This window comes from Pantoea sp. CFSAN033090, from assembly GCF_001264395.1.
GTDB classification, from domain to species: domain Bacteria; phylum Pseudomonadota; class Gammaproteobacteria; order Enterobacterales; family Enterobacteriaceae; genus Pantoea; species Pantoea agglomerans.
Window position 1 is genome coordinate 28,285 of record NZ_LGYX01000009.1, and the last position, 12,529, is coordinate 40,813.

The window sequence follows — 12,529 nt, forward strand, 5'->3', positions numbered from 1 at the left end:
CTTACGGCGCTGTGTAGAGAATCACTGCGGCAGTCGCCAGCAGGTTCAACAGCGTCAACGGCAGACACACTTTCCAGCCGAATGACAGCACCTGGTCGTAGCGCGGACGCGGAAGCGCAGCACGAATCAGGATGAACATCATCATAAAGAACGCCGTTTTCAGGGCGAACCAGATGAACGGCGGCAGGAATGGGCCGTGCCAGCCACCAAAGAACAGCGTTACAATCAGCGCTGAAACGGTGGTGATCGCCACATATTCGCCGACAAAGAACAGGCCGAACTTCATACCGGCATATTCGATGTGATAACCGTCCGCCAGTTCCTGCTCCGCTTCTGGCTGGTCAAACGGATGACGGTGACACACCGCCACGCCAGCAATACAGAAGGTTACGAAACCGAAGAACTGCGGAATGATGTTCCACAGGTGCGTCTGGCTGTTGACGATATCGTTCATATTGAACGAGCCCGCCTGCGCTACCACACCCATCAGCGACAGACCCAGGAACACTTCGTAGCTCAGGGTCTGCGCCGAGGCGCGCATCGCGCCCAGCAGCGAGTATTTATTATTACTCGACCAGCCGGCAAACAGCACCGCGTAGACCGCAAGGCCCGCCATCATCAGGAAGAACAGCAGACCGATATTCAGGTCTGTCACCATCCAGGTTGGCGAAACCGGCACGATAGCAAAGGCCAGCAGCAGTGAAACAAAGGCGATAACCGGCGCAAGGGTAAAGATAAAGCGGTCGGTAAACGGCGGAACCCAGTCCTCTTTAAAGAACATTTTGATCATGTCCGCTACCAGCTGGAGCGAGCCGCCCCAGCCTACGCGGTTTGGTCCGTAACGGTTCTGGAACAGGCCGAGCAGACGACGCTCGGCGAAGCTCATGAACGCGCCGCAGGCCACAACCACCAGCAGAATCACGATGGCTTTAACAATGGCCAGCAGAATGTCGATAACGTCCGGTGTTAACCAGCTCATTGCGCCGCCTCCTGCAGAGTGTCGATTTTACCGTTCGCCAGGAATGGCGGAACGCCCGGCATGCCCAGCGGCAGACCAATCTGTCCCGCCTGCAGTGACGCCGAGAAACGGACCGGCAGACGCACTGTCTCACCGGCACAGATGAACTCAACCGCCGCGCCATTGTTGACGCCCAGCTTCGCTGCATCTTCCGGGTTAATCACCAGTGCAGGCGGTGCCATACGCTGCTGGAAGACCGGTGAACGCTGTGACATCTCTTCGCTACCAAACAGCTGGTAGAGAGGGGCCACGCGCCACTGCGCTTCACTGACGAATGCCGCCGGAACGTTGCTGAACCAGGGCAGACTGGCTGCGCTGGCTTCAAACAGCCGTACACCCGGATCGCCATTACGCAGTTTGCCGCCCACTTCAACCTGGAACTTGTTCCACGCCTGCGGTGAGTTCCAGCCCGGTGCCCAGGCAAACGGAATCTGCGAACGCGGTGCGCCTGGCTGGTTGTTCCCTTCCATTGAGAAGGCGAACATCGTGTCCTGATCCTGCGGCTGACGCGGTTCGTGCACGCTGATATTGGCGCGCGCCGCGGTACGGCCACTGGCACGGTGCGGTGAACGCGACAGTTTCTGTCCACGAATACGGAAGCTGGCATCCGGTGCCGCATCCTTGATTCCGGCCAGCTGTGGCAGATGACTGACCACCGCATCGATCACGTGGTCCAGCTGCGTCCAGTCGACGTGACGGCTTTCCAGCGTGCTGTGCAGCGAATGCAGCCAGCGCCAGCTCTCCAGCATCACTACGTTGTTGTCATAGTAAGAAGGATCGTAAACCTGGAAGAAACGCTGTGCGCGGCCTTCATGGTTGATCGAGGTGCCATCACTTTCGGCGAAGCTGGCGGTTGATAACACCAGACCCGCTTTCTCAAGCGTCGCGGTGCGCTGATGATCAACCACAATCACGTTAGTGGTCTGGGCCAGCGCCGCATCAACCAGCGCTTTCGGTGCATGGCGATAGAGGTCATTTTCCAGTACCACCAGCGCATCGGCTTCACCGTTGCTCAGTTGCTCCAGCGCGCTTTCCAGAGGATTGCCGCCCATCAGGCCAAGACCCACGCTGTTGGCGTGTCCCGCCAGCAGCGTAATCCCGACGTCGGCACCGCGCGCTTTGAGCGCTTTGGCCACGTTGGCAGCCGCTTCGATCATCGCGCTGCTGCCGGAATGGGTCCCGGAAATAATTAACGGTTTTTTCGCGCCGGCCAGCGCCTGCACGATGACATCCATTTTGCCGTTCAGTTTGCTGTCGAAATCGGTCACCGCCGGAGCGGTTTCATCCAGCGCACTGGCGATAGCGAAACCGAGACGCGCCTGATCTTCAACCGGTGCGCGATAGCTCCATGCCGCGATATCATCCAGACGGGTTTCATCGACGTTGGTGATAAACAGCGGATGTTTCGCATTCTGTCCGATGTTCAGGATCGCGGCGATCTGCCAGTCTGCTACTTTCTGAGCGGCAGCCATGTCGCGCGCTTTGCCTTTCACGGCCTGACGCACTGACAGCGCCACGCGTGCGCCAACCTGGGTCAGATCTTCGCCCAGCACCAGCACCGCATCGTAGCTTTCAATTTCACGCAGCGATGGCGTATAGATACCGCCCTCACGCAGAATTTTCAGCATCAGTTCAAGCCGGGCCTGCTCGCCCGCTGGCATGCCGGTAGAGAAGTTCTCTGCACCGACCAGTTCACGCAGCGCGAAGTTACTTTCAATGCTGGCGCGCGGCGAGCCGATACCGATCACTTTTTTCGCCTGACGCAGCAAATCTGCACCGGCATTGACCGCCTGCTCTGCGTTCAGCGTCACCCAGTCGTTGCCGCGCAGCAGCATCGGCTGGCGTGGGCGATCTTTACGGTTCACGTAGCCATAGCCAAAGCGGCCACGGTCACACAGGAAATAGTGGTTTACGGTGCCGTTATAACGGTTTTCGATACGGCGTAACTCACCATAACGCTCACCCGGGCTGGTGTTACAGCCCACACTGCACTGCTGGCAGATGCTCGGCGCAAACTGCATATCCCATTTACGGTTATAGCGTTCGGAGTGCGTTTTATCGGTGAAGACGCCGGTCGGGCAGATTTCAACCAGGTTACCGGAGAATTCGCTCTCCAGCGTGCCATCTTCCGGACGACCGAAGTAGACGTTGTCGTGTGCGCCGTAGACACCCAGATCCTTGCCATCGGCATAATCTTTGTAGTAACGCACGCAGCGGTAACAGGCGATACAGCGGTTCATCTCATGGGAGATGAACGGGCCGAGATCCTGATTACGGTGGGTACGTTTGGTGAAGCGATAGCGGCGGAAGCTGTGGCCGGTCATTACTGTCATATCCTGCAGGTGACAGTTACCGCCCTCTTCACACACCGGACAGTCGTGCGGGTGGTTGGTCATCAGCCACTCCACCACGCTTTCGCGGAACTCTTTCGCTTCGCCATCATCGATGGAGATGAATGTGCCGTCAGAGGCCGGCGTCATGCAGGACATGACAAGACGGCCGCGGGTATCTTCGGCATTCTGGAATTGCTTTACCGCACACTGGCGGCAGGCCCCAACGCTTCCCAGCGCCGGATGCCAGCAAAAGTAAGGAATATCAAGGCCCAGAGAGAGACATGCCTGTAGCAGGTTGTCCGCTCCGTTCACATCATACTCTTTACCGTCTACATGAATTGTAGCCATAGTGACATGCTTCCGTAAGGCTCGTCAGAGACGAGCGTTAATCATATTCTTGCCCCGACGCACGACATTGTCGGGGCGGCGGCACCAGGCCTGTTCCGTGTTCTTCGGCGAATTACCAGCGCGCTTTCAGCAGGTTTGGCTGGATCCCGCCAATGGCGCGGGTATTGCCAAACACCTGCGGTGCCATGCCGGCTTCAAACTCTTCACGGAAATATTTAATCGCACTCTGCAGGGGCTCAACCGCACCCGGCGCATGCGCACAGAAGGTTTTACCCGGGCCAAGCTGACGGCAGAGTTGCAGTAAGGTTTCGATATCGCCTGGCTGACCCTGCTTCTGCTCCAGCGCGCGCAGAATTTTGACGCTCCACGGCAGGCCATCGCGACACGGTGTACACCAGCCGCACGACTCACGGGCAAAGAACTCTTCCAGGTTACGCACCAGCGAGACCATGTTGATCTCGTGATCGACCGCCATCGCCAGCGCCGTACCCAGACGGCTGCCCGCTTTGCCGATGCTGGCAAATTCCATGGGCAGATCCAGGTGCTGGTCGGTCAGGAAGTCAGTCCCTGCCCCGCCGGGCTGCCAGGCTTTGAACTTCAGTCCGTCACGCATACCGCCCGCATAATCCTCAAGGATTTCACGTGCGGTGATACCAAATGGCAGCTCCCAGACGCCGGGATTTTTAACCCGTCCGGAGAAGCCCATCATTTTGGTACCGGCATCTTCGCTTTTAGAGATGTTTTTGTACCACTCCACGCCGTTGGCCAGAATCGCCGGAACGTTGGAGAGAGTTTCCACGTTGTTCACGCAGGTCGGTTTGCCCCACGCGCCCGCACTCGCCGGGAATGGCGGTTTCGAACGCGGATTAGCACGACGGCCTTCCAGTGAGTTAATCAGTGCCGTCTCTTCGCCGCAGATATAACGACCTGCGCCGGTGTGGACAATCAACTCAAAATCAAAGCCGGTACCGAGAATATTTTTACCGATATAGCCCGCTTCCGTCGCTTCAGCAATCGCACGACGCAGATGCACCGCGGCTTCAATGTATTCGCCACGTAAGAAGATATAGCCACGGTAAGCCTTCAGCGCAAAGGCGCTGATCAGCATTCCTTCCACCAGCTGGTGAGGCATCTGCTCCATCAGCAGGCGGTCTTTATAGGTGCCCGGCTCCATCTCATCGGCGTTACACAGCAGGTAACGGATATTCATCGACTCATCTTTCGGCATCAGGCTCCACTTCAGCCCGGTGGAGAAGCCCGCACCGCCGCGCCCTTTCAGGCCTGAATCTTTGACTGCCGCAACGATTTCATCCTGCGACATGCTTTTCAGCGCTTTTTCCGCACCGGCATAGCCGTTTTTACTGCGATATTCGTCAAGCCAGACAGGTTGCTTGTCGTCACGCATCCGCCAGGTCAGCGGATGCGTTTCTGCAGTGCGAATGATCTGTTTAATTGTCATTGATACTGCTCCAGCAAACCAGGGATGCCTTCCGGCGTCAGATGCACATGCGTGTCTTCATCCACCATCATCGTTGGCCCCTTATCGCAGTTACCCAGACAGCAGGTTGGCAGCAGTGTAAAGCGGCCATCGGCAGTGGTCTGACCCGGTTTGATATTCAGTTGCTGTTCCAGTGCTGACTGGATGCCCTGATAACCGGTGATATGACAGACCACGCTGTCACAGTAACGGATCACATGACGGCCAACCGGCTGACGGAAGATCTGGCTGTAAAATGTCGCCACACCTTCAACATCACTCGCCGGGATACCCAGAACCTCGGCAATCGCATTGATAGCGCCGTCCGGCACCCATCCGCGCTGTTTCTGCACGATCTTCAGCGCTTCAATCGAGGCTGCACGCGCATCTTCGTAGTGGTGTTTTTCGTGCTCAATGGCGTGATGCTCTTCCGCGCTCAGCACGAAGACCTCGTTAGGGTCGATCGTTTTAATGGCAATGTGTTGATCGTGCATAATTAGCGGTCCACGTCTGACATAACAAAATCGATACTACCCAGATATACGATCAGGTCGGATACCAGGCTGCCACGGATTACTGAAGGAATCTGCTGCAGATGCGGGAAGCTCGGCGTACGCACGCGGGTGCGGTAGCTCATGGTGCTGCCATCGCTGGTCAGGTAGTAGCTGTTGATCCCTTTCGTCGCTTCAATCATCTGGAACGACTCATTGGCTGGCATCACCGGCCCCCACGAAACCTGCAGGAAGTGCGTGATCAGCGTTTCAATGTGCTGCAGCGTGCGCTCTTTCGGTGGCGGCGTGGTCAGCGGATGATCCGCTTTAAACGGACCCTCTGGCATGTTGTTGAGACACTGCTCAAGAATGCGCAGCGACTGCCACATCTCTTCCATTTTCAGCATGACGCGGCTGTAAGCATCGCTGATGCCGTCGCCGACCGGGATTTCAAAATCGAAGTTTTCGTAGCCGGAGTAGGGACGCCATTTACGTACGTCAAAGTCGAGACCGGTAGCACGCAGACCGGCACCGGTAGTGCCCCACGCCAGCGCCTCTTCCATGTTGTAAGCAGCAACGCCTTTGGAACGGCCAATCAGTACGCTGTTGCGCAGTGCCGCTTTGTCATACTCTTTAAGACGTTTTGGCATCCAGTCGAGGAAGTCACGCAGCAGACGTTCCCAGCCTCGCGGCAGGTCATGCGCGACGCCACCGATGCGGAACCACGCCGGGTGCATACGGAAACCGGTAATCGCCTCAACCACGTCATAGATTTTCTGACGGTCGGTAAAGGCAAAGAACACCGGCGTCATGGCTCCGACGTCCTGAATAAAGGTGGAGATATAGAGCAGGTGGCTGTTGATGCGGAACAGCTCAGAGAGCATCACGCGGATCACATTAACGCGATCGGGCACCACGATACCGGCCAGTTTCTCCACCGCCAGTACGTACGGCATTTCATTTACGCAGCCGCCGAGGTACTCGATGCGGTCAGTGTAAGGAATGTAGCTGTGCCACGACTGACGCTCGCCCATCTTTTCGGCACCACGATGGTGATAGCCGATGTCAGGCACGCAGTCGACAATCTCTTCACCATCCAGCTGCAGAATGATGCGGAACGCACCGTGCGCCGACGGGTGGTTAGGCCCGAGGTTCAGGAACATGAAGTCTTCGTTGGTGGTGCTGCGCTTCATGCCCCAGTCTTCAGGCTTAAAGGTCAGCGCTTCCATCTCCAGATCTTCTTTCTGTTTGGTCAGCGTAAACGGATCGAATTCGGTGGCGCGCGCCGGGTAATCTTTACGCAGCGGATGGCCTTCCCAGGTCGACGGCATCATGATGCGCGTCAGATGCGGGTGACCATCAAAGGTGATACCAAACATCTCCCAGGTTTCACGCTCATACCAGTTGGCATTCGGGAAAAGGCGGGTGATGGTCGGCAGATGCATATCGTTTTCAGAGAGTGCCACCTTGAGCATGATGTCGCGGTTGCGTTCAATCGACAGCAGGTGGTAGAAAACGGAAAAATCCGCCGCAGGCAGGCCTGCACGGTGGGTACGTAAACGCTCATCCACGCCATGCAGGTCATACAGCATGACGTAAGGCTTGGGTAATTTACGCAGGAACTCGATAATTTCCAGTATCTGTTCACGCTTCACCCACACCACCGGAATACCGGTACGGGTTGGCTGAACAGTGAAGGCATCCGGCCCAAAACGGTTACGCAACTCGCCGATCACCGGGTCATCAAGGTGATCACGGGTTTGCCATGAAGGCTGAGCGAGATCTTGCGTGGTCAAATCTGTCATACGTTACTCACCATTCCGGCCTGGTCTCAGGCACTCAAATGAAGGCGTCAGGATGGGGCCATGCATTAAATTGTGATGTTCTGCTGCAGGCGCTGTTTTCCATCCATACGGTTTTAAACTTCGTCCGGGCTGCGCAGGTTTGTGACTGCGATGCGCTCGCCGCGTTTTCTTTCACGCTCAGATGGCATGTTGGCGCGATAAACGCCCTGATCGCCAACCACCCACGAGAGCGGACGGCGCTCTTTGCCGATCGACTCCTGCAACAGCAGCAGTGCCTGCATATACGCTTCAGGACGTGGCGGACAGCCAGGAATATAAACATCGACCGGCAGGAATTTATCGACACCCTGCACCACGGAATAGATGTCATACATGCCGCCAGAGTTGGCGCAGGCACCCATGGAAATCACCCATTTGGGTTCCAGCATCTGATCGTACAAACGCTGAATAACCGGGGCCATTTTGGTGAACGGCGTACCGGCAATGACCATGAAATCGGCCTGACGTGGCGAAGCGCGCATAACTTCGGCGCCAAAACGTGCCACGTCGTGGACCGCGGTGAATGACGTTGTCATCTCAACGTAACAACAGGACAGGCCAAAGTTATAAGGCCAGAGGGAGTTTTTACGCCCCCAGTTCACCATGTCATGCAGGGCATTTTCGAGCTTGCCCATATAAACGCTGCGATGAACGTGCTGCTCCAGCGGATCGCTGACGATTTCCTGCTTTTGCAGAGGATAACGGTCGTTCTCACCACCGTTCGGGTCTATGCGGGTGAGCGTATAGTCCATCTTATTGCCTCTCTTTTACTGCTTATGAGGATTGGTGTGGCTGACCGTAGTGGTTTTGACCACCACGCGACGGCGAGCTGGAGCCCAGTCCAGTGCGCCAATGCGTACCAGATAGACCAGACCCGCCAGGAGCACCAAAATGAAAATTGCGGCTTCCACAAAGCCGATCCAACCGCTTTCACGGATTGAAGTCGCCCATGCGTATAAAAAGAGGGCTTCGACGTCGAAGATGACGAAAAACATCGCAACCAGATAAAATTTCGCCGACAGGCGGATATGGGTATCACCAACGGATTCAATGCCCGATTCGAATGGCGTGTCTTTGTAGCGGGCGCGCGCTCTGCCGCCAAGCAGCCATCCTCCGGTCAGCATGAAAGCACACAGGCCAAAGGCAATAACGATAAATACGATAAACGCCCAGTGCTGAGCGATGATTTCGGTGGTAGTTGACATACTCATTGCTTACTCATCAAAAGTGGCGCTGGCATCCTGCACGCGTTTCCCGCAGCAAACTGACCACATCGATTCAAGGGAAGGATAAAAACCTTTCAAATGTCGCTGTTATTACGTAATAAGCAGCTATTTTATGGGGTTTTTTACTCCTTTCTATAACCTTTTGTCAACTTTGACAAAAGTATCCAAACATTATTTCACACCTGCATCATATTATTAACAAATGATGCCCCGCTTTCCAGCTAAATCGCTTCAGTCTGTAGGGTTAATTTTAGTGTAGCGGGTATTCACATGCATGGATCGTGCATTTAACAAACATATTTTGACAGGTATCACTGAATTTTCCCTCCCCTTTCCAGGGCTATTTTTTTGATCCAGAACACACTTTTGCCCTTTATGCGTTAATTTTCCCCACCTGAAACGGTGATTCGGAACAAAGCGTTCGGTTTTTTGGTCTGGATGTTTCAATTCAGTAGATGGTGAAATTTTTTTAGTCGGGTCAGAAGAGGCAGATGAGTCAGTAAGGAGCATCGGGCGGGGGTCAGGCACAAAAAAGCCTCTCGTTCTTTTCAGGGAAGGAGAGGCTTATTTATAAGCGTTTATTAAGGCAATCACGCAGGTATTGAGTACAACACGTTAGCGAAATTACTCTTCGTCATCCAGCAACAGTGAACCGTCGGGATTATTGCTCAGGTTATAAGGATCATTGGTGGACTGCATGGCATTGAAGATAGCCAGCGCCAGTTCATTATCGCTGTCAGGATTACGGCACAGCAGATATTGCGTATCCGGCAGTACCGGCAGTCCTTCAGCTGCACCCATAACACGCAGTTCCGGGCTCATCATCTCGACCGGACGTGCCGTCACACCCAGTCCCGCTTTCACCGCAGCGCGAACAGCAGCCAGTGTGGAAGCGACATAAGAGATACGCCACGGGATGCCCGCTTCGTTGAGATGATCGATAGCCATATCACGATAAGGACTTGGCTCATCCAGCAATACCAGTGGAATGGCTTCGCCACGCTGGAAGATATAATCCGCTGCGCAGTACCACAAGGTAGGTGAAGTACGCAGTACCTGATAGGTAAAATTGCCCGGGCTGGAAGTGGTCACAACCAGGTCCACTTCACCCTGATTGAGCATTTCCATCATAAACGGATTACGTTTAACCCGCACATCGATTGCCAGTTTCGGATACACCGAGGTCACCCGGTTTAGCAGGAACGGCAGAATAGTGTCAGAGGTGTCATCAGAGGCGCCTATAGTCAGCACGCCCTGAATGTTGCTGTACATCAGAGATGTGCAGGCTTCGTCGTTAAAACGAAGAATTTTTCTCGCATAGCCTAAAAGCTGGATACCGTGCTCTGTCAGAAGCTTATTACGTCCATGTCTGGCAAACAGCTCTTTACCTACCAATTGTTCCAGACGCTGCATCTGCTGACTGACTGCTGACTGGGTTCTGCAGACCGCTGCAGCGGCTGCTGCAAAGGTATTCAAATCCGCAACGGCAACGAAGGTTCTCAGCAGATCGAGGTCGAGATTCAGTATCGGACGATTTGCATTAGTCATGTTTTTTCTTCACTTATAAGATTTTTACGAACTACTACCCTGGTGTTATCACAAGCTTATCAAAGTGATAAGCAGTAATGGTGCTCAATGACAGTCCTGTGTGAAGACTGACACAAAAAAAGTTTATGTGGATCCTGCACTGTTGACTCCTCTGAAGGGTCATAGTGCTATTCAAGACAGATACAACTTCTGAACCGATGGCGCTGGGTGCGCAAATGCAGGAAGCTGCGTAGTTGTCTTATTCCCACCAGAAAGAATCATGCGGGATAGAAAGCGCACTTTACGGGCTATCAAAGCGAAGCGGCAAAGTGCACTAAATAATAAATTATACTTAATCATTTTTGACTTCAAAATGGAAATGATTTTGTGAAAAGCGCTGTAAATTTTGTGCTAAAGGCATTTCCAGACCCTTATGCCACATTATTGATCACTTTTTAAGCCTTCAGCGTTCTGAAATTTAGTGAGGAAGTGTTAAGTACGGCTCACAATCCTGCAATAAAGGTGCCATATGAAGCTCTGCTTTTGGCACTTTTCCGGCGAACACAAGGCCTTAAACGCGCCACTCTTAAGCAGCGTTAAGGCGTAATCTTTAGGCACGTTCTAAAATCGTCCATAATTTGAACATTTATAAAATATCCTTTAACTATTTCTCTAAGTGTATATTTCAGGTGCAAAGAAAAGTTCCATTTCAATAACTTCCAGATAGCGTTCATGATGCTAAAGCCATATGTCGGTTCAGCAGCGCTTTGGACAAGTTAAAATCCTGCATTAATGCCAATTTATGGTTTTATTAACCAGTTTACGCGACAACAAATATTTTTTACGCTGCGCACCGGGCAAAAAGTTGTTGAACCCGCCAAAACGGGGCGGCACCCTTCTTTTGTGACTGTCAGGAGAGTACATTGTGCTGGTTGGATTTCTGTGGCAGCCAAAAGGATTCTGCCCATTAAGGCGGTAACAATGACTTTTCAAATTGATAAATCCGGAAAACTCGATAACGTCTGCTATGACATCCGTGGCCCGGTACTGAAAGAGGCTAAGCGCCTCGAAGAAGAAGGTAACAAAGTACTGAAGCTGAACATTGGCAATCCGGCGCCGTTTGGTTTTGAAGCACCGGATGAGATACTGGTCGATGTTATTCGTAACCTTCCCAGCTCTCAGGGCTATTGTGACTCCAAGGGTCTCTATTCCGCCCGTAAAGCGATCATGCAGCACTACCAGGCGCGCGACATGCGCGATGTCACCGTAGAAGATATCTACATTGGCAACGGTGTTTCAGAACTCATCGTGCAGGCGATGCAGGCGTTACTGAACAGCGGCGACGAAATGCTGGTGCCGGCCCCCGACTATCCGTTATGGACGGCTGCGGTTTCCCTCTCCAGCGGTAAAGCAGTGCACTATCTCTGTGACGAATCAGCAGGCTGGTTCCCTGACCTCGATGATATCCGCAGCAAGATAACGCCTCGTACCCGCGGCATCGTGATTATCAACCCGAATAACCCCACTGGCGCGGTCTACAGCAAAGAGCTGCTGTTAGAGGTGGTTGAAATTGCGCGTCAGCATAACCTGATTATTTTTGCCGACGAGATCTACGACAAGATCCTCTATGACGATGCACAGCATCACTGCATCGCAGCGCTGGCACCCGATCTGCTCACTGTCACCTTTAATGGCCTTTCTAAAACCTATCGCGTTGCCGGTTTCCGTCAGGGCTGGATGGTACTGAACGGGCCGAAGAAACATGCTAAAGGCTATATAGAAGGGCTGGAGATGCTCGCCTCGATGCGCCTGTGTGCCAACGTACCGGCGCAGCATGCGATTCAGACGGCGCTGGGCGGTTACCAGAGCATTAGCGAATTTATCATGCCGGGTGGTCGTCTCTACGAGCAGCGGCAGCGCGCCTGGGAGCTGATTAATGACATCCCAGGCGTCAGCTGTGTGAAGCCACAGGGCGCGCTTTATATGTTCCCGAAAATCGATGCCAAAAAATTCAACATTTTCGACGATCAGAAGATGGTGCTGGATTTTCTGTTACAGGAGAAGGTGCTACTGGTTCAGGGCAGTGCCTTTAACTGGCCATGGCCCGATCACCTGCGCATTGTTACGCTGCCTCGTGTGGATGATCTTGAGATGGCGATCAATAAATTTGGCCGCTTCCTGCAAGGCTATCGTCAATAATCAGGCCCGCGTATACTGACGCTATTTGGGGAGAGCCAGAGTCTGTCTCTCCCCCGCCAGCCAACA

General features: G+C 53.8%; 9 protein-coding genes. 1 reads left to right on the forward strand and 8 read right to left on the reverse strand.

Features of this window, described 5'->3' with window-relative positions; translation table 11 throughout:
* Position 1: 1 nt before the first annotated feature.
* The 8 genes from nuoH to lrhA form a co-directional block, all read right to left on the reverse strand.
* Entirely contained in the window at positions 2-979 is a 978-nt protein-coding gene (nuoH, locus tag AFL22_RS10630; RefSeq protein WP_003854240.1) for an NADH-quinone oxidoreductase subunit NuoH, read from the reverse strand.
* On the reverse strand, positions 976-3,699 hold the full coding sequence (gene nuoG, locus AFL22_RS10635; protein WP_022625073.1) for an NADH-quinone oxidoreductase subunit NuoG: 2,724 nt from the start codon (positions 3,697-3,699) through the stop codon (positions 976-978). Before nuoG ends, nuoH begins: the two co-directional genes overlap by 4 nt.
* Before the next feature lie 112 nt (positions 3,700-3,811).
* A complete protein-coding gene (nuoF, locus tag AFL22_RS10640) occupies positions 3,812-5,152 on the reverse strand; it encodes an NADH-quinone oxidoreductase subunit NuoF (RefSeq protein WP_029519446.1) in 1,341 nt (446 codons plus the stop codon).
* Between the two features lie 2 nt (positions 5,153-5,154).
* Positions 5,155-5,670, reverse strand: coding sequence for an NADH-quinone oxidoreductase subunit NuoE (gene nuoE, locus AFL22_RS10645; RefSeq protein ID WP_010258066.1), 516 nt, complete (start codon positions 5,668-5,670; stop codon positions 5,155-5,157).
* A gap of 2 nt (positions 5,671-5,672) precedes the next feature.
* A complete protein-coding gene (nuoC, locus tag AFL22_RS10650; protein ID WP_010258063.1) occupies positions 5,673-7,472 on the reverse strand; it encodes an NADH-quinone oxidoreductase subunit C/D in 1,800 nt (599 codons plus the stop codon).
* A gap of 113 nt (positions 7,473-7,585) precedes the next feature.
* A complete protein-coding gene (locus AFL22_RS10655; protein WP_003854245.1) occupies positions 7,586-8,263 on the reverse strand; it encodes an NADH-quinone oxidoreductase subunit B in 678 nt (225 codons plus the stop codon).
* A 15-nt stretch (positions 8,264-8,278) separates the two neighbouring features.
* On the reverse strand, positions 8,279-8,722 hold the full coding sequence (locus AFL22_RS10660) for an NADH-quinone oxidoreductase subunit A (protein ID WP_010258058.1): 444 nt from the start codon (positions 8,720-8,722) through the stop codon (positions 8,279-8,281).
* Positions 8,723-9,361: 639 nt separating this feature from the next.
* Positions 9,362-10,285, reverse strand: a complete 924-nt coding sequence (lrhA, locus tag AFL22_RS10665) for a transcriptional regulator LrhA (RefSeq protein ID WP_010258055.1) — start codon at positions 10,283-10,285, stop codon at positions 9,362-9,364.
* A gap of 960 nt (positions 10,286-11,245) precedes the next feature.
* Here lrhA and AFL22_RS10670 point away from each other — a divergent pair.
* Positions 11,246-12,463, forward strand: coding sequence for a pyridoxal phosphate-dependent aminotransferase (locus AFL22_RS10670; protein WP_010258051.1), 1,218 nt, complete (start codon positions 11,246-11,248; stop codon positions 12,461-12,463).
* Positions 12,464-12,529: the final 66 nt, after the last annotated feature.